The sequence below is a fragment of the Marinobacterium rhizophilum DSM 18822 genome (assembly GCF_000378045.1).
GTDB classification, from domain to species: Bacteria; Pseudomonadota; Gammaproteobacteria; order Pseudomonadales; family Balneatricaceae; genus Marinobacterium_A; species Marinobacterium_A rhizophilum.
In genome coordinates, this window is sequence record NZ_KB899089.1 from 42,869 (window position 1) to 59,953 (window position 17,085).

Here is a 17,085-nt window from a genome sequence, read left to right on the forward strand (position 1 = left end):
GGGTCAGCGCCCCACGAACGGCAGACGGGCCAGACGCGCACGGGCGCCAGGCGCGAGCCATGTCGCCAGCAGGACCCGGGACATGCCGAACAGGTCGACGCCGATAACACCTGCGCACCCACAGGGCTTCACAAACAGCAGCAGACGCTGATAGGCCGTTCTGCTGCTCAGCCCGGCGGATGGTGCCCGTTGTTTACTCATCAATGTTCGCATCGACTCCGTTGAAGACGAGGCACATTATACATGGATGCAGCGTGGTGCAGCGGTCGTTAACGGCCGTGGTTCGCCACCCGATCCAGACCTGCCGGGCCACCGGCGTTTGCCGATACGACCATGCCGCCGTAAAATGCAGCCACTCTCAACATGACAATCACGGCTGGACGACGAACATGGCACGTAAAGAACGACCTCAGCCTGTTTTTTGGCATCCCCGCTTCTGGCTGACTTGGCTCTCCATGGGCTTGCTGTGGCTGCTCAATCGCCTGCCCTACAGGGCTCAGATGATGTTGGGTAGTACTTTCGGCAAGATACTTTACCGGATGGCGCGTGACCGCCGCCATGTCGTTAGCGTCAATGTAAAGCTTTGCTTTCCCGAGCTGTCCGCCTCGGAACAGCGCAACCTGTGCCGGCGCATCTTCATCAACAATGGCATCGGCGTATTTGAATCCGCCATGGCGTGGTGGTCGCCGAAACCCTGGTTCGATACGCGCACCGTCCTCAAGGGACGCGAACACCTGGAGGCAGCCCTGGCGCAGGGTAATGGCGTGTTGTTACTGGGGGCCCACTTTTCCACCCTGGACCTGGGAGGGCTGCTGTTCGCCCAATTTTATCCGGTAGATGCGATGTATCGACGCCACAACAATCCGCTGATGGAAAAGATTATCACCCGGGGCCGCAGCCGTTATTTCGGTCAGTCGATCGAACGCTCCGACATCCGCTCGGTGATCCGCGCACTGCGCAAAAACCATATCATCTGGTATGCGCCGGATCAGGATTTTGGCCGCAAGCAGTCAGTTTATGCACCTTTTTTTGGGGTACCGGCGGCGACCATTACGGCCACCAGCCGGCTGGTGAAGCTCAACGGCTCACCGATCCTGATGCTGGCTCAGCACCGCCTGCCCGACGGTCAATACGAACTGGAGCTCATGCCGGTGATCGAGCCCTTCCCTACCGGCAATGACGAAGCCGATGCCGCGCGCATCAACGCCGAGCTGGAACGTGCTATCCGCAAGGATCCGGCGCAGTACATGTGGGTGCACCGGCGCTTCAAGACGCACCCCAAAGGCAAAAATTTCCTGTATCAGCGGACGCCTGAAGGGTAGCAACATCAAACATGCAGTACGCGTTACAATCGTCGGCATACACCACGCCCGCTGCACGACCACGATCTGAGGTTTATACGTGACTGAAAAGATATTAGTGACCGGCGGTGCCGGCTTTATTGGCTCTGCAGTAATCCGCCACCTGATTCAGCATACCGCGTACGAGGCCGCCAACCTCGACAGCCTCACCTACGCCGGCAACCTGGAATCGCTGGCGTCTGTGGCCGACTCACCACGCTACCATTTCTATCAGGTCGATATCTGCAACGGTACCGCGCTGGATGCGGTGTTTGCCGAGTTCAAGCCCACGGCGGTGATGCACCTGGCGGCCGAGTCCCATGTGGATCGCTCCATTGACGGACCATCCGACTTTATCCAGACCAATATCGTCGGCACCTACAGCCTGCTCGAAGCCACCCGGCGTTACTGGAATGCCCTGCCTGCAGCGGAAAAGGGGGCATTCCGCTTTCATCATATCTCCACCGATGAGGTGTTCGGCGACCTGGAAAGCGACAACGACCTGTTTACCGAAACCACACCCTATGCCCCCAGTTCGCCATACTCTGCCTCCAAGGCCAGTTCGGATCACCTGGTACGCGCCTGGCTGCGTACTTACGGCCTGCCGGTACTGGTGACCAACTGCTCAAACAACTACGGCCCCTATCACTTCCCCGAAAAGCTGATCCCGCACATGATCCTCAATGCCATTCATGGCAAACCGCTGCCCGTCTACGGCGACGGCGCACAGGTTCGGGACTGGCTGTATGTCGAAGACCATGCCCGGGCGCTGGTCGAGGTGGTGACCAGGGGCACGGTAGGCGAGACCTACAATATTGGCGGCCACAACGAGAAACGCAATCTTGAAGTCGTGCAGACACTGTGTGATCTGCTGGAAGAACTGGCTCCCGACAAACCTGATGGCATCGGGCACTACCGTGATCTGATCACCTTCGTCACCGATCGCCCGGGACATGATTTGCGTTATGCGATCGATGCGTCGAAGATTGAACGCGAGCTGGGCTGGACGCCGCAGGAAACCTTTGAATCGGGCATCCGCAAGACGGTGCTGTGGTATCTCGAGAACAGTGACTGGTGGCGACGGGTGCTGAATGGCGACTACCGCCTGGGCCGTCTGGGTGAACAGGTCTAACAGTGAAAGCTTGACCTGCCCCGCCTCAACGTTCGTGGAATCAACAATCTAGCTCAAGGAGTTATCAATGAAAGGCATCATCCTTGCCGGTGGCTCCGGTACGCGACTGCATCCGATTACCCGTGGCGTCTCCAAGCAGCTGCTGCCCATCTACGACAAGCCGATGATCTATTATCCCCTGTCGGTCTTGATGCTGGCCGGTATTCGCGAGGTACTCATCATATCAACACCGCAAGACCTGCCCAACTTTGAGAAACTGCTGGGCAACGGTGTCGATTTCGGCATTGAACTGAGCTATGCGGAGCAGCCTTCACCCGACGGCCTGGCCCAGGCATTCCTGATCGGGGAAGACTTCATTGGTGACAGCAATGTGTGCCTGATCCTGGGCGACAATATCTTCTATGGCTACGGTTTCAGCGCGATGCTGCGCGAAGCGGCGAGCCGTGAATCCGGCGCAACAGTCTTCGGCTACCACGTGTCGGATCCCGAACGCTTTGGCGTGGTCGAGTTCGATGCCAGCGGCAAGGCTATTTCCATTGAAGAAAAACCCGCGTCACCCAAGTCCAACTATGCCGTCACCGGCCTGTATTTCTACGACAACTCGGTTGTGGACATTGCCCGCCAGGTGAAGCCTTCGAAGCGGGGCGAGCTGGAAATCACCGATGTGAACAATGCCTACCTGCAGCGTGGCGATCTGCATGTCAGCATGTTCGGCCGCGGCTTTGCGTGGCTGGATACCGGCACCCATGACTCCCTGATGGAAGCCAGCCACTTCGTGCAGACGATCGAAGCCCGCCAGGGGCTCAAGGTCGCCTGCCTGGAGGAGATCGCCTACCACCAGGGCTGGCTCTCCTCCGAACATCTGGCGCGGCAGGCAGAGGCCCTGAGCAAGACCGGTTACGGCCAGTATCTGCAAGGCTTGCTGAGCCAGGAGACCCACCGATGAACGTCATCGAAACGACACTGCCGGGGGTGCTGATCATAGAACCAAAGGTATTTGGCGATCACCGCGGCTTCTTTATCGAAACCTTCCAGGTTGAACGCTACCGCGAGGCGGGCATCGAACTGCCCTTTGTTCAGGATAACCACTCGCGCTCAACACGCGGCGTGCTGCGCGGCCTGCACTTTCAGCGCACCCGGCCGCAGGGCAAGCTGGTCAGCGTAAGTCGCGGGGCCGTATATGATGTGACCGTGGATATTGATCCCCAATCCCCCAGCTGCGGCCAGTTTGTCGGCGTCGAGCTGACCGACGAGAACCACCGGCAGCTCTGGGTGCCGCCCGGCTACGCCCATGGATTCTGCGTGCTCAGCGAGGTGGCCGACTTCCAGTACAAGTGCACCGATCTGTACGTTCCCGAAGATGAAGGCGGGTTGCTGTGGAGCGATCCGGAAATCAATATTCCCTGGCCAATAACAGACCCACAGCTCTCGGCCAAGGACCAGGGCAATCCAACCCTGCGCGAACTACTGGCACAGGGAGCTTGAGCATGCGCGTCTTGATTACCGGCGCTCACGGCCAGGTCGGCGCCGAGCTGATGCGCCTGGCCCCGGCCGGATTCGATGTCAGGGGCCTGGGATCGGCGCAGCTGGATATCAGCGATGCCGTTCAGGTTGCCCGCACGATGCACGAGCTGCAGCCGCAGCTGATCATCAATGCCGCTGCGTACACGGCTGTGGACAAGGCTGAAAATGACAGCGGGCGCGCCTATGCCGTCAACCGTGACGGCGTCGGCCTGCTGGCCCGCGCCGCCGAGCAGTCCGGCATTCCGCTGCTGCATATATCCACCGATTATGTCTTTCGCGGTGATTCCCGCGCGCCCTACACCGAAGATGATGCCACCGCTCCCAGCGGGGTCTATGGCGCCAGCAAACTGGCGGGCGAGCAGGCCCTGGCCGAACACTGCAGCCGTTACATAACACTGCGCACCAGCTGGGTGTTTGGCGCTACGGGCAACAACTTTGTCAAAACCATGTTACGCCTGGGCACCGAGCGCCCGACCCTGGGTGTCGTCGCCGACCAGCGCGGCGGTCCCACGGCGTCGGCCAGCATCGCCCGGGCCCTGTGGCACATGGCGCAGCGATATACCGTCGACGGCGACCTTCCCTGGGGGATCTATCATTACAGCGGCGCCCCCGCCTGCAGCTGGCACGATTTTGCGGTTGCCATCTTCGAGCAGGCGCAACAGCTCGGGCTTCTGGCGACCCGCCCGCAAATCAGCGCCATCACCACCGCCGACTATCCCACCCCGGCCAGGCGTCCTGCGAACTCCGTGCTGGATTGCAGCAAGCTACAGCATGCCTTCGGCATCCCGCAGCCGGACTGGCGCCTTGACCTGCACGCCCTGCTTAACGCCCTGCGCAGCACCTAAACTAAACCAGGTATCGAACCAAAGAGATGAAACCGCTGCGCAACGCGACTGTCACTTTTGCTGGCAAATATCCAGGTGCTGACCTGCCTGTCCAAGTACTTGGCAAAGACACCGGTATCGGATGGGGGACAGCGGCGGCGCACCAGTAGTGCATTCGCCGTTCAGGCCGTTATCAAAAGCGATCTATTGGCGGCACGACAGCGGCTTCGGGTGGTATTATTCAGACGAACAAAATTGCAACCAGGTATAAAGACCCTATGAAAATTGCAGTTGCCGGAACCGGCTATGTCGGCATGTCCAATGCTGTACTGCTGGCGCAGCACAACGAAGTGGTCGCCATCGACATCATTGAAGAGAAGGTCAAACTCATCAACGCGCGCCACTCGCCGATTGTCGACGCCGAAATTGAATCCTACCTGCAGGATAAACCGCTGAACCTGCGTGCAACACTAAACAAGGAAGATGCGTACCGGGATGCAGACTTCGTTATTATCGCCACCCCCACTGATTACGACCCGGAAACCAACTATTTCAACACCACCAGCGTTGAAGCCGTAATTCGCGACGTGATGGCCATCAACCCGAACGTGGTGATGGTGATCAAGTCAACTATCCCGGTCGGCTATACCAGGGAACTGAAACAGACCTATGGCACAGACAACCTGATCTTTTCGCCGGAATTCCTGCGCGAAGGCAAGGCGCTACACGACAACCTCTACCCGTCACGCATCATCGTCGGCGAATGCAGTGAACGTGCTCGTACATTTGCGTCCCTGCTGCAAGAGGGCGCGATCAAGACAGATATCGCAACGCTGTTCACCGACAGTACCGAGGCCGAGGCCATTAAGCTGTTCGCCAATACCTACCTGGCGATGCGCGTCGCCTACTTCAACGAGCTGGATACGTACGCTGAAACCCACGGTCTGGACAGCCGCCATATAATCGAAGGGGTCGGCCTGGACCCTCGAATAGGCAGCCACTACAATAATCCGTCGTTCGGCTACGGTGGTTACTGCCTGCCAAAAGACACCAAGCAGCTGCTGGCTAACTACGCCGATGTTCCGAGCAACCTGATTCGCGCCATCGTCGACTCCAACACCACACGCAAGGACTTCATCGCCGAGTCGATTCTTAAGCGCGAACCCAAGACCGTGGGCCTGTATCGCCTGGTGATGAAATCCGATTCTGACAATTTCCGCGCTTCCGCCATTCAAGGTGTAATGAAGCGAATCAAGTCCAAGGGGGTCGATGTCATCATCTATGAACCCGTTCTGGAGGAAGGCGAATTCTTCCATTCCAAAGTGGTTAGCGACCTGGACGAGTTCAAGGCCCGCTCCGACCTCATCGTCGCGAACAGGATGACCGACGAAATTCGCGATGTGGATGCCAAGGTGTATACACGCGATCTGTTCGGCGGCGATGCCTGATACAAACTGAACGGGCGTATCCTGCATAAACCTGAGTGAGAGGCTTATCGACATCGCTATCAGGCGCCGCAACTCCCGGCGCCTAGCTCAGGTTTAAGCCGCGGTAACAGTACTCACTCAAAGATCCGCAAACTGCAGGCGATAGAGAGCGGCATAGGCCCCCCCCTGTTCAAGCAGTGTCTGGTGAGTCCCCTGCTCAACGATGCGGCCCTGATCCAGCACCACAATCATATCAGCCTTCTCAACCGTCGATAGCCGGTGGGCGATGACCAGGGTTGTGCGCCCTTTCATCACCTGTTCCAACGCCTCCTGAATATGTCGCTCGGACTCGGTATCAAGCGCCGAAGTTGCCTCATCGAGAATCAGAACTGGTGCATCCTTGAGAATGGCGCGTGCAATGGCGATACGCTGCCGCTGCCCACCCGATAGCAGGACGCCACTTTCGCCGACCTCGGTCTGCAGCCCCAGGGGCAGGCGGTCTGCAAATTCCATCACGTGTGCCGCCTCGGCAGCGGCATGAACTTTTTCCACGTCGCAACCGGCCATGGCGCCGTAGGCAATGTTTTCCGCGATAGTGCCGTTAAAGAGCACGACTTGCTGATTGACCAGGGCTATTTGTTCGCGCAGATTGTGGAGCTGATAATCCTCCAGCGGTACGCCATCGAGCAGAATGCGGCCAGACCAACCCGCATTGAAGCGTGGCAGCAAGGAGGCAAGGGTCGACTTGCCGCTGCCGGAACGTCCGACCAGCGCGACGGTTTTCCCTTCCGGAATATGCAGATCAAGCTCGTGCAGCACTGCATCGCGGTCTTCCCGGTAACGGAAAGTGACCTTGTCGAACTCGAGTTCACCACGTACACGCTCGACACGATGGTGCCCGCTGTCCGGTTCCGCCACTTCATCCATAACCTCAAACACCGACTCGGACGCTGCAAGTCCCTTCTGAATAATGGTGCTGAGATTGGTCAGCGCTCGCAGGGGCTTGGTGACCAGACCCGCGGCCGTCAAAAAAGCGACGAACTCGCCAGTGCTCATGCCGCCCATCACCGCCGGGTGCATGGCTATATAAAGCAAACCGGCCAGCGCCATGGCGATAAGCAACTGCACTGCCGGTGTATTAAGAGACTGGGTTACCACCATCTTCATGAACTGGCGGCGGTTACGGTCGCTGGCGGCATGGAAGCGGTTGCGCTCAAACTCGGTACCGCCGAATATGCGGACGATCTGGTAGCCCTTGATGGTTTCAGATGCCGCATTGGTAATATCGCCGACCGACTTCTGCAGGCGGCGACTCAACATGCGCATCCGCTTCGACGCTATGGTCACGACGACGGCGATGAAGGGCGCCGCGACGACGAAAATCAGTGTCAGCTTCCAGTTGAGGTAGAACAGATACCCGAACAGCCCGACGACCGTCAGGCCTTCACGCAGAACGGTCTTGATCGCGTTGGTGACCGCTCCTGTCACCTGATCGACATTGTAGGTCAGTTTCGACAACAGCTCACCGCTGGAGCGCTGGTGATAATAGCTGCTGGGCAGCGTCAGCATGCGATCGAACAGCTCGGTCCTCAGGCGGTGTACCACCTGACGACCGACATGACTGATAGCGTAATTGCCAACGAAAGTCCCGACACCACGCAGCAGGAAAATGCCGAGCACCGCCAGCGCCAGCCATGTTCGCTGTTCCAGCGCGCCCTGCTCAATGGCATCGACCACGTGCTGGAGCCATTTTGCCGACAGTGCCTCAGATGCGCCATACAGCGCAAATGCCAGGAAACTGACAACGAAGAAAAACCAGTATGGCTTCACGTAAACCAGCAGACGCTTGTACACCTGCCAGCTGCCCAACTTGGTTGCCGGTTGCTGTTGCTTATTCATCGATGACCATGACTAATCCATGAAGTAGGCGCCCATTATACATGGACCGCGACGACCTGCCCTGCCGTTTGATTAAGGAGCCTGCTCGGTGCGCAGACACCTGAACCGGATCGACATCATCCCTGCTTTCCCGAGTTTGAAACCGAGGCTCAGCGCCGCTGAAGCGCAAGATCGGTGTCATCGTCTGGAAAAGTTCGTCAACTATCCTATGCTGAAAATCACCGCGCTCCCACGGTAAGATAGCCACTATGCAGTACGCTGTTTTCGGTCATGGGGCTTTTCCGACGGGTGTATAACGCTGACGACATTGCATGATCCCGTGAAGAATTCGAGCCCTTGACCAGCAGAGTCGGTAATCCGGTACCTGTGGGGGCCTTACCGGTTCGAATCACTTCACCAGGCGAATGGCATAAGTGTAAGCAGCGGCAACAACCCGATCAGCCTCTTTGCCGCGTGCAGGCAACCGGATGGGCTCGATGCCTACAGCGACGCACTGATTCGCACACCCGACTATACCCTGCGCATTACGATAAAACCGGGAATCGAGCACTTCGTTCGCTGATAAAAAACGACTACTATTGCCCCTTGGCCCATTAACATCATGTCTGTAGGACACCAGCGACGAATGTCTAAGCTTAAAAAGAAAGTACTGCGAGCGCTGCTGCGACAGGTCGCTATCCTCGGCGCTCCCTTCATACTCGGCGCCAGTCGCCGCACCCGCTTTCGCGAATACTTTGATAGTCGCATCATTGCGTTGCATCACGACGATATCGAGGAATTTGTCGCCCAGTACCCCAAAGTCTGGAGCGAAGAGGAGACGATCCGCCACCTGATCGAACACCGTTCAAGCATCTGCCGTTTTGGCGATGGCGAGTTCAAGCTCATGGTGGGCGAGCGCCACAAATCCTTTCAGGACGTCAACCCTGCCCTGAATAGCCGCATGCTGGAGGTACTGCACAGCAATGACCCCAATACCCTGATAGCAATTCATCCAGTCAGGGATTTCGACGGGCTTGGACGGATCTGGCAAAAATTCATTATCCGCATTGGCCGTGAAGTGCTGGAGTTGCTTGAACGGGACCGGGACTACCCCTCAATGGGCGCCTTTCGTACTTTGCCCCGCCGAAACAGGGAAGAGTTCGTTGCACGCATTAAGCTGATCAAGCAGATCTGGGATGGACGCAAGATCCTGATGGTAGTCGGTACCAACAGCCGCTTCACGTTCGAGCCGGAGCTATTCAATAACGCACAGTCCGTCGATTTCCTGTATGCGCCGGCCAAAAACGCCTTCAACGAATATGACGACATCGTCAAACGCATCACGCAGTATGACAAGGATGAGTACCTCATCATGCCGGTGCTCGGTCCGACCGCGACCATTCTGGCCTACGATCTAGCTCGAATGGGGTATCAGGCAATTGACTTCGGTCAGATGCCCGGCACGTTCCGGCGTGCCAAGTGGACTCTTTTTGGCAGCGAGGACTTCGTCATTAAAGAGTTGATCGATACAACAAAAAGTGTGGGTTAGGGTATTACGGAGTGCAGACTATCGGTGTAAAATGGCAACTTAATTGCCACCAGTTTCTAACTGGCTTGAACATGTACCTATGCAGCTCTTAGATCTTCTTTTTAGGTTTCATAATTCGAATATTTCTCGTTTCTTCGAGCCGTCCGTCATGACAATGAGAGTTAAGGAAGGGTAACTGTGCAAACATATTATAAAAAGCTACACGTTAATAGGTTGAGAGGTTTTCAGTAGCGATTTTTAAGGCCTCTCTGCACGTTCCGCTTCCCTTTTCCTAGGCCTTACAAATAACTATCAGCAGACAGCACCTGAAAAAATCTCCTACCGACATATATTCTCCTAGCAATTCGCCGCAGATCATACAGCTCTCAAAATAAAGTAACCTCTCTATTATCAAATATCATTTTTATGTCGATATTTACACTTCATACCCTTCTCTAACAATAGTAGATCTCGCTTTCTTTCTTTTATTCTTTTAGCCGGAACACCACTGTATATTCCAAATTCTTTACAATTTTTATTTACTAGACTAATTGCACCAACCGCTACCCCATCCTCAAGAGTAACACCAGGCAAAACAACTGTTCCAGATCCAATAATCACATGTTTTCCGATATATACATCTTCGCTATAAACATTGGTATAATCCTCAGAAATAGTTGGATTTGTCATATAGCCACCACTATAGTCATCACTACTACTATATACGGAAACCCTGGAAGACAAACCACTAAAATCTTCTAAAGATATTTTACTGCCGCCTATCAAAAGACTATAAACGGCTATATGAACATAACTCCCGATATCAATACCGCCAGCTCCCGCTGATAGCACACAATAGTCATCTATCCTTACATTATCCCCAATAGTAATATTTGAACAATTATAAAAAGAAGCTTTTTCAGAAAGCTTGACGTTCCTGCCTATTCTTTTAAAGCCCAAGCATTTTATTTGCTTACATGTCAAAAACCCCATTCTTTCAACCTCTACTAATTATATCTACTATAATTTCAACGTCTTCAATCGATAAAGTCGGGTATATAGGAAGACAAAGAATTTTTTTCGAAACTAACGTCGCTACAGGTAGGTTGGCTGGCTTAGCAGAAGCCAAACCTCTATACATGGGTAAATCGCTAATCAAAGGGTAAAAATAGCGTCGTGCATAGATATCACTGCGTTTTAATTTATCATATAACTCATCCCTACTGAGAGGATAGTTTGACTCGACCAAAATTGGAAAGTAGGCGTGGTTTGAAATTTCCTGACTAGCATTATGAATTAAAGAAATACCAGAAACACCCTTTAGCTTTTCGCGATATGTTTTATCAACCTTACTGCGAAGCTTAATTACAGTATCGATATGCTGAAGCTGTAGCAAGCCAAATGCAGCGTTGACTTCGCTCATTTTTCCATTAATACCTGGCGCGACGACAGTGACTTCGTCAACAATACCAAAGTTTTTTAGATTATTGATTCTCTGTTTAGTTTTGGGGTCTGGACAGATTATTGCTCCACCTTCGAATGTATTGAAAACTTTCGTTGCGTGGAAGCTAATCGCGCTCAAATCACCATGCCGTAGAATGCTTCCATTACTGTCGCGAACACCAAACGCATGAGCTGCATCGTAAATAACTCGCAAATTATAATTATCCGCAATCTTTTGTATCAACTCAATATCGCATGGATATCCATAACAGTGTACGGGCATTATGGCGGTCGTCTGTGGTGTAATCGCCGCTTCGATCTTGCTTGGATCAAGATTAAGAGTTTGTGGATCTATATCGACAAAAACTGGTTTTATACCATTCCATAAAAGCGAGTGAGCAGTAGCGACGAAGGAGTATGGAGTCGTTATCACCTCCCCAGTAATACGTAAAGCTTGTAAAGCTGTCAGAAGTGCAATAGTACCATTATTGAATAAAGCAATTTCGGGCACGTCTAGATAGTCACACAACTCGCGTTCCAGTCGAGCGTGCATGGGACCACCATTAGTCAATAATTTACTACTCCAGATATCTTCCAGATAAGGGATAAACTCTTCCAACGGAGGAAGGTAAGGCTGTGTAACGTAAATTTTCTTAGTCGTCATAACTCGGATCCATGTTTACAACCATAAGTCTTTTGACCTGACAGAACGTTCAATACACATCTAGTTCGGAACATTACAGCCTCCCAACTTCTGTCACTCTTTATCAATTTCTTATTTTTATATTTTTCTTCAGGCGTTAACGGAACATCTATCAATCTAGGGTTGATTTTCAGATCGTCCACGCTATTTAAAACAACTCCCATCGTCCTTAAATAGTCATAAAAAGGATTCCTTGAGTCAAGAATGACTCTCGAGCCAAGATACACTGACATCAGGATGTTAGCTCCTGCTTGTTGCCTTATATGATTCATAATAACAACAGAACAATTCGCAAGAATCTCAACGTACTTATCCAATGACATAAAGTCAGTTAATCCTACAAATCTTTCACCAAAGATTTTCCTCCCATATTCAAGCACAACTTGTGCATATTTTGAGTCACCATAACTCAATGGACAATATACAATTCTATCACCTAAAAACTCATTATTTATTAACTCAAATGCCTCGATATGATTGTTAGTTGGTGTTGCACTATTTCCGACAATAATATTATTTCCGCAATAGTCATAACAACCTACGTCGCCGTCTACCAATGGAGCAACTACACCATAGTTCCAATCCAAGTAATCAAAATTAAAATCTGTATTTATGGACTTAACCTTTCCAAACTCTGAAGGCAATACCGGCGCAAAATAATTTATTCTTTTAAGAACATCTATTTTATCAGTTCCAACATCGAAAAAAACCTTGTATATAAAACCTTTAACCTTTTTAAAAACCGAATTTTTATAATCTTTTTTATATATCATACGAGTATCATTTTTGATCATTGAGCGATGATCTTTGTATATCAAATCATAATAATCGAACCCCATACCAATCCAAAGAATTTTCGTATTTGATTTTATTCTAGAAACTATTTCACATGCTCCACGAGTCAAACCATGAATAACCACTGCCTCATATCTATTCACTCTATCGACAAACAAACTATTTAGATATGGCTTTTTCCCGCTAAATTCAGGCAGAAACGTCTTGATATAACTTAAAGACCGACTCTCACCCAACACAACATAATCATTTATCCCGGGAGCAGCACTTTCAAAAGCAGCGTAAGCCGAATCAATAAATTTCTCGTCTTTTATTATATGAAGTATACGTATCATCAAATCCCAGACCTCATTAAAATGTCACATCAACACAAAACAAAAAAACAAAAAAACAAAAAAACAAAAAAACAAAAAAACAAAAAAACATGAGAAAAACACAACAACAGAAGAATAAAAATATCAATACTAAAAATCTATTTTCTGGTAACTATCGATCTTAACGCCAAGACATCCCATGAAAACCCCAAGTGACTTAGCGACTCGCAGGTAGCTTTCATTTCTTTTCAGAGGCATGAATAGTAAACAATAGAGTATTGTCTTAAACAAAAACAAAACGGATTGAGCAAGTGCCGACGACATGACACCAATACGTGACCGTCCCTTGCTAATTTTACGCCATGCATCGGTCAATCCTGCTCGAAATTTTCGTTTCGACAACCAGGACAGCCGGGTTCTGCTGAGAGGGACTGTCTCCGTAACTTTCGCCGTATTCGTATGATAGATTTTCAGGCCACGCTTGTGGGCCTGTGTAAAGAAGATGGTATCGGTACCGCCCGCCAGAGGCTTAGACTCGTCAAATCTAAGTTGCTCTCGATTGACAAATTTCATGGGAATCATGACATTGTCCGTCGCACAGGCGGTCAACTCCTGGCGTTCGGCACGTACCCGCGTCGCGAAGAGTCCAGAAATACTTTTCGGAACACTTGGGTCCAGCTTTGCCAAAACGGAGCCATGCACCACCGCTTTATAGTCGTAGTCTCCACTCGCGCGGAACAACGCCTCCAACCAGTCTTTCTCGACGATTTCATCGTCGTCGATGAACACCAGCAGATCTGCCTCAAGATGATTGGCAACCTCGATAGCCCTGTTTCTGGCGCAGGGAATGCCTCTTTTTTCCTCGACGACGTAGATGATTTCAACGCCAATGCGCTGGCGAATATCATCAACGGCGATCTTAGCCGACATGGCAGCGTCGTTATCGACAACTGTAACTTTGACAACAACATTGTGAGGCATTGATGTCTCACACAGGCTCCGTAGACAGGCCCGCAGGAGCTCCTCCCGCCGATAGGTGCAAACACATATATTGATTACCATTTCAAACCTACCAGGCACTAAAAGTTTCGATAATGTGCGCTCGTCGTCCCAAGCTCATGTAACGACAGCATTTGCGCCTGCCCGCGCAGTACGAGGAGAAGCAGTTATCCAACCAGCAAAACTCTGCTAGCATAACTGACCACCTATAAAGATGCCCAATCCAGTATGCAACGATCCGGGACGATAACCCACCACCCCCTACGTATCATCCAGATTCTCCCCGCCCTGGACGCTGGCGGCGTCGAGCGCGGCACCGTGGAGTTCGCCCGCGAGCTGGTCAAGCGCGGCCATGAATCAATCGTCATCTCCAATGGCGGCCGCCAGGTCGAACGGCTTGAGGCCGAGGGGTCGCGCCATATCCGCATGCCCGTGCATCGCAAGTCGCTGCGATCCCTGGTACAGGTGCGGTCGATGCGCCGGCTGCTGGCCGATCTGAAACCGGATATCGTGCATGTACGCTCCCGCGCGCCGGCCTGGATAGCCTGGCTGGCCTGGCGCAAGCTGCCGGTCAATGACCGGCCGCGTCTTGTCAGTACTGTACATGGCATGTACTCGGTTAACGCTTATAGCGCCATTATGACAAAGGCCGAGCAGATTATCGCCATTTCCGACTGCGTGCACGACTACATCACGCAGAATTACGGAATCCCCGAGGCACGCATCACGCGCGTCTACCGCGGACTCGACCCCAGTGTATTCAGGCAGGAGGGCGACGACGGGGCCTGGCGCGAGCAGTTGTTCGAGGAATATCCGCAATTCAGGGGCAAGCGCCTGCTGGTGATGCCGGGACGCCTGTCTCGCTGGAAGGGGCAGGAGGCGTTTCTCGAGGTAATGCAGCACCTTTGCCAGCTGCGAAATGACTGTCACGGCATTGTGATCGGTGAAGCCGAAGCGAACAAGCAGCACTACCTGCAGGAACTGCTCGACAAGCGCCATACACTAGGCCTGGATGAACGGGTTACCTTCGTCGGCCACCGCTCGGACATCCAGTCGTTCTATCGTCTGGCCGATTTGACCTGTCACCTGTCGAACAAGGCCGAGCCGTTCGGCCGCACAGTACCCGAAGCCCTGGCTTGCGGATGCCCGGTCATCGCGTATGATCGCGGGGGGGCCAGCGAGTCTCTGCATGCCGCTTTTGCCGAAGGTCTGGTGGAAGCAGATGATGTCAAGGCCGTTGCCCGCCGGGCGGATGAGCTGCTGCACCGTGACTCGGTCAATATACAGCTTCCGGAACAGTTCTATCTGCAGTACCAGACAGAGGCCACGCTGGCCGTCTATCGCCGGCTGCTGGATCAGGCCTGATCCGCGCAGGACGAACATGCTACTGTTTTAGTCAATTACCCTAACCTAGGTCGGATCAGAATGAGAGTACTCCACGTCGCCTACCTGCAGCTGAAGAGATATGGCCACACCCGCGTCAGCTGGGCACAGAAGCTTACCTACGGCCTGATCAAGAACGATCATCTGGTACAGAGTTTCAGTGACCGCGACGTTGCCGCCTTTGAGGCTCCCTTAGGCATTAGGGACCTGGGCAAGAAAAAGGCCAACCGCCGCCTGCTGGAAACCGTCGAGGCCTTTGAGCCCGATCTGGTGATCGCCGGTCACTGCGACATGATCAGCAATGATACTCTGGAAGCCATTCGGGCGATGATGCCGAACTGCGCCATCATCCACTGCAACAACGACCCGCTGTTCGTCCCCTCCAACGTCGAACGGATCAAGTATCGGGCCGAAGTTACAGACGCCGTATTCGTGTCCACCGGGCGTCGGGAACTGACCCAGTTCGAAGGCTCCCGCGCACGCGTTTATCACATGCCAAATCCGGTCGAGCCTTCGGTCGAGTGTTTTGATAACTCGATCCGCCCCTCCGCCGAGGTACCGATCGATCTGATCTTTTGCAGCAATAGTCAGAACTTCACCAAGCGCCTCGAAATGATTGCGCGGATGAAGGAGCAGCTTGATCCGATCATGAACTTCAAGACCTTCGGCAGCTTTAACGAGCCACCCGTCTGGGGACGCGACTACGACCGCGCATTGCAGTCCAGCAAAATGGGACTCAACTTCAACCGCCAGGAGGGTCTCTACTGGTACTCCTCCGCTCGGATGGCTCAGCTCGCGGGCAATGGCATTCTGCAGTTCACCCATTCCTCGGGGCGCTTCGAGGAACTGCTACCACCTGAATCCCTGGTCTACTTCGATGAAGAAGATGATCTGATCGCGAAGATTCGCGAGTTTCATGCCGACGACCACAAGCGCCGTGCCTGGGCCGGAGCCGCGCGCGAGTTCTTCCACAAGGAAATTAACTCGACGCTCTATGCCCAGTACATTCTTGAGGCCGGCTTGCAGATCCCCTTTAGCCACCCCTATTGCTGGGCCCAGGACATCAACTTGGACGGCACCCTGAGATGACGCTGGCGCTGACCAACGAAAGGCCCTTCGCGCAGGGCGGCAACAGGCTCTGCTTCGTGCACCCGGATGACCACAACCGCTGTATCAAGGTGCGGCGCCCGGACTTCACACTGGAGGACCTGCGGCGCAAGAAAGGCTTTCCCAAGAACCTGTTGCCACTGAGTCGCTTCGACGACAACCGTGAGGAATTCGAGGTTATCAGCGCCCTCGCCCGCCATCCAGGTGAAGTCGCCTTCGAGCATGTCAGCCGCTGCTTCGGGTTCGAGCAGACCGATCTGGGGGCAGGCCTGGTACTGGAGCTGGTACGCGATGCCGACGGTGAAATTTCCCAGACACTCAAGGCCCACCTTTGGTTCGAAGGTTATACGGCGGACTGCCGTGCGGCGGTCGAGCGTTTCTGTGCACGCTGGCGCGACTTGCAGATCCCCTCGCGCGACCTGCTGCTGCACAACATTCTGGTACAGAAGGACAGCAGCGGCCAAATCAGCCGCCTTGTCGTCATCGACGGGCTTGGCAGCCCCAATATCATTCCCTTTCGCTGCCTGCCCGCGTCGCTGCGCCAGGCCAAGGTCGAGCGCAAGCTCGCCAATATGCAAGAGCGCATCGAGCAGACGCTGGCGAAAAAGGCCCGTGGCGAAAACCCCGGCAATCACGGTATGGCGACGGCCCGTCCGCGCTCAACCACTACGCAATCCCAAGGCTGATC

16 protein-coding genes are annotated in these 17,085 nt (G+C 53.4%); 10 read left to right on the top strand and 6 right to left on the bottom strand.

Going from position 1 to position 17,085, the window contains the following annotated elements; all coding sequences use genetic code 11:
• Positions 1 to 3: 3 nt before the first annotated feature.
• Entirely contained in the window at positions 4 to 201 is a 198-nt protein-coding gene (locus F451_RS0100225; protein WP_020679326.1) for a hypothetical protein, read from the bottom strand.
• Positions 202 to 389: 188 nt separating this feature from the next.
• On the opposite strand from F451_RS0100225, the gene lpxL reads away from it, so the two are divergent.
• From lpxL to F451_RS0100255, 6 genes are all read left to right on the top strand, one after another.
• Positions 390 to 1,322 carry an LpxL/LpxP family Kdo(2)-lipid IV(A) lauroyl/palmitoleoyl acyltransferase gene (lpxL, locus tag F451_RS0100230; RefSeq protein WP_026291385.1) on the top strand — a complete coding sequence of 311 codons (933 nt, stop codon included), beginning with the start codon at positions 390 to 392 and terminating at the stop codon, positions 1,320 to 1,322.
• 79 nt (positions 1,323 to 1,401) lie between these two features.
• Complete coding sequence (gene rfbB / locus F451_RS0100235; protein WP_026291386.1) at positions 1,402 to 2,472, top strand: dTDP-glucose 4,6-dehydratase; 1,071 nt, start codon at positions 1,402 to 1,404, stop codon at positions 2,470 to 2,472.
• A gap of 67 nt (positions 2,473 to 2,539) precedes the next feature.
• Entirely contained in the window at positions 2,540 to 3,418 is an 879-nt protein-coding gene (gene rfbA / locus F451_RS0100240; protein ID WP_020679329.1) for a glucose-1-phosphate thymidylyltransferase RfbA, read from the top strand.
• Positions 3,415 to 3,957, top strand: a complete 543-nt coding sequence (gene rfbC, locus F451_RS0100245) for a dTDP-4-dehydrorhamnose 3,5-epimerase (protein WP_020679330.1) — start codon at positions 3,415 to 3,417, stop codon at positions 3,955 to 3,957. Before rfbA ends, rfbC begins: the two co-directional genes overlap by 4 nt.
• Positions 3,958 to 3,959: 2 nt before the next feature.
• Positions 3,960 to 4,841 (top strand): dTDP-4-dehydrorhamnose reductase, encoded by an 882-nt coding sequence (gene rfbD, locus F451_RS0100250; RefSeq protein ID WP_020679331.1) that lies wholly within the window; start codon positions 3,960 to 3,962, stop codon positions 4,839 to 4,841.
• A 257-nt stretch (positions 4,842 to 5,098) separates the two neighbouring features.
• Positions 5,099 to 6,268 carry a nucleotide sugar dehydrogenase gene (locus F451_RS0100255; protein WP_020679332.1) on the top strand — a complete coding sequence of 390 codons (1,170 nt, stop codon included), beginning with the start codon at positions 5,099 to 5,101 and terminating at the stop codon, positions 6,266 to 6,268.
• 117 nt (positions 6,269 to 6,385) lie between these two features.
• Here F451_RS0100255 and msbA read toward each other — a convergent pair whose 3' ends face one another.
• The gene (gene msbA / locus F451_RS0100260) at positions 6,386 to 8,146 is read right to left on the bottom strand and encodes a lipid A export permease/ATP-binding protein MsbA (protein ID WP_020679333.1); all 1,761 of its coding nucleotides are present in this window, start codon (positions 8,144 to 8,146) and stop codon (positions 6,386 to 6,388) included.
• A gap of 625 nt (positions 8,147 to 8,771) precedes the next feature.
• Here msbA and F451_RS0100265 point away from each other — a divergent pair.
• Complete coding sequence (locus tag F451_RS0100265) at positions 8,772 to 9,674, top strand: GT-D fold domain-containing glycosyltransferase (RefSeq protein ID WP_020679334.1); 903 nt, start codon at positions 8,772 to 8,774, stop codon at positions 9,672 to 9,674.
• 390 nt (positions 9,675 to 10,064) lie between these two features.
• Here the strand turns inward: F451_RS0100265 and F451_RS26980 are convergent, their stop codons facing one another.
• The 4 genes from F451_RS26980 to F451_RS0100275 form a co-directional block, all read right to left on the bottom strand.
• Positions 10,065 to 10,646 carry an acyltransferase gene (locus tag F451_RS26980; protein WP_083928289.1) on the bottom strand — a complete coding sequence of 194 codons (582 nt, stop codon included), beginning with the start codon at positions 10,644 to 10,646 and terminating at the stop codon, positions 10,065 to 10,067.
• A 4-nt stretch (positions 10,647 to 10,650) separates the two neighbouring features.
• Complete coding sequence (locus tag F451_RS0100270; protein WP_020679335.1) at positions 10,651 to 11,760, bottom strand: DegT/DnrJ/EryC1/StrS family aminotransferase; 1,110 nt, start codon at positions 11,758 to 11,760, stop codon at positions 10,651 to 10,653.
• Positions 11,757 to 12,929, bottom strand: coding sequence for a TDP-N-acetylfucosamine:lipid II N-acetylfucosaminyltransferase family protein (locus F451_RS26985; protein ID WP_083928290.1), 1,173 nt, complete (start codon positions 12,927 to 12,929; stop codon positions 11,757 to 11,759). The genes F451_RS0100270 and F451_RS26985 overlap by 4 nt, the downstream gene beginning before the upstream one ends.
• Positions 12,930 to 13,058: 129 nt before the next feature.
• Complete coding sequence (locus tag F451_RS0100275; RefSeq protein WP_083928291.1) at positions 13,059 to 13,970, bottom strand: glycosyltransferase family 2 protein; 912 nt, start codon at positions 13,968 to 13,970, stop codon at positions 13,059 to 13,061.
• A gap of 165 nt (positions 13,971 to 14,135) precedes the next feature.
• Here F451_RS0100275 and F451_RS0100280 point away from each other — a divergent pair, with 165 nt between their 5' ends.
• From F451_RS0100280 to F451_RS0100290, 3 genes are read left to right on the top strand one after another with little or no spacing between them, the layout of a single operon-like run.
• On the top strand, positions 14,136 to 15,272 hold the full coding sequence (locus tag F451_RS0100280) for a glycosyltransferase family 4 protein (protein ID WP_020679337.1): 1,137 nt from the start codon (positions 14,136 to 14,138) through the stop codon (positions 15,270 to 15,272).
• 60 nt (positions 15,273 to 15,332) lie between these two features.
• On the top strand, positions 15,333 to 16,379 hold the full coding sequence (locus F451_RS0100285; protein ID WP_020679338.1) for a glycosyltransferase family protein: 1,047 nt from the start codon (positions 15,333 to 15,335) through the stop codon (positions 16,377 to 16,379).
• Positions 16,376 to 17,083 carry a YrbL family protein gene (locus F451_RS0100290; RefSeq protein ID WP_020679339.1) on the top strand — a complete coding sequence of 236 codons (708 nt, stop codon included), beginning with the start codon at positions 16,376 to 16,378 and terminating at the stop codon, positions 17,081 to 17,083. The genes F451_RS0100285 and F451_RS0100290 overlap by 4 nt, the downstream gene beginning before the upstream one ends.
• Positions 17,084 to 17,085 lie beyond the last annotated feature (2 nt).

What these genes read in the sequence shown, in the direction of transcription:
- F451_RS0100225 (WP_020679326.1), bottom strand. Translation starts at nt 201, where the DNA reads ATGAGTAAACAACGGGCACCATCCGCCGGGCTGAGCAGCAGAACGGCC.
- lpxL (WP_026291385.1), top strand. Translation starts at nt 390, where the DNA reads ATGGCACGTAAAGAACGACCTCAGCCTGTTTTTTGGCATCCCCGCTTC.
- rfbA (WP_020679329.1), top strand. Translation starts at nt 2,540, where the DNA reads ATGAAAGGCATCATCCTTGCCGGTGGCTCCGGTACGCGACTGCATCCG.
- rfbC (WP_020679330.1), top strand. Translation starts at nt 3,415, where the DNA reads ATGAACGTCATCGAAACGACACTGCCGGGGGTGCTGATCATAGAACCA.
- rfbD (WP_020679331.1), top strand. Translation starts at nt 3,960, where the DNA reads ATGCGCGTCTTGATTACCGGCGCTCACGGCCAGGTCGGCGCCGAGCTG.
- F451_RS0100255 (WP_020679332.1), top strand. Translation starts at nt 5,099, where the DNA reads ATGAAAATTGCAGTTGCCGGAACCGGCTATGTCGGCATGTCCAATGCT.
- msbA (WP_020679333.1), bottom strand. Translation starts at nt 8,146, where the DNA reads ATGAATAAGCAACAGCAACCGGCAACCAAGTTGGGCAGCTGGCAGGTG.
- F451_RS0100265 (WP_020679334.1), top strand. Translation starts at nt 8,772, where the DNA reads ATGTCTAAGCTTAAAAAGAAAGTACTGCGAGCGCTGCTGCGACAGGTC.
- F451_RS26980 (WP_083928289.1), bottom strand. Translation starts at nt 10,646, where the DNA reads ATGGGGTTTTTGACATGTAAGCAAATAAAATGCTTGGGCTTTAAAAGA.
- F451_RS0100270 (WP_020679335.1), bottom strand. Translation starts at nt 11,760, where the DNA reads ATGACGACTAAGAAAATTTACGTTACACAGCCTTACCTTCCTCCGTTG.
- F451_RS26985 (WP_083928290.1), bottom strand. Translation starts at nt 12,929, where the DNA reads ATGATACGTATACTTCATATAATAAAAGACGAGAAATTTATTGATTCG.
- F451_RS0100275 (WP_083928291.1), bottom strand. Translation starts at nt 13,970, where the DNA reads ATGGTAATCAATATATGTGTTTGCACCTATCGGCGGGAGGAGCTCCTG.
- F451_RS0100280 (WP_020679337.1), top strand. Translation starts at nt 14,136, where the DNA reads ATGCAACGATCCGGGACGATAACCCACCACCCCCTACGTATCATCCAG.
- F451_RS0100285 (WP_020679338.1), top strand. Translation starts at nt 15,333, where the DNA reads ATGAGAGTACTCCACGTCGCCTACCTGCAGCTGAAGAGATATGGCCAC.
- F451_RS0100290 (WP_020679339.1), top strand. Translation starts at nt 16,376, where the DNA reads ATGACGCTGGCGCTGACCAACGAAAGGCCCTTCGCGCAGGGCGGCAAC.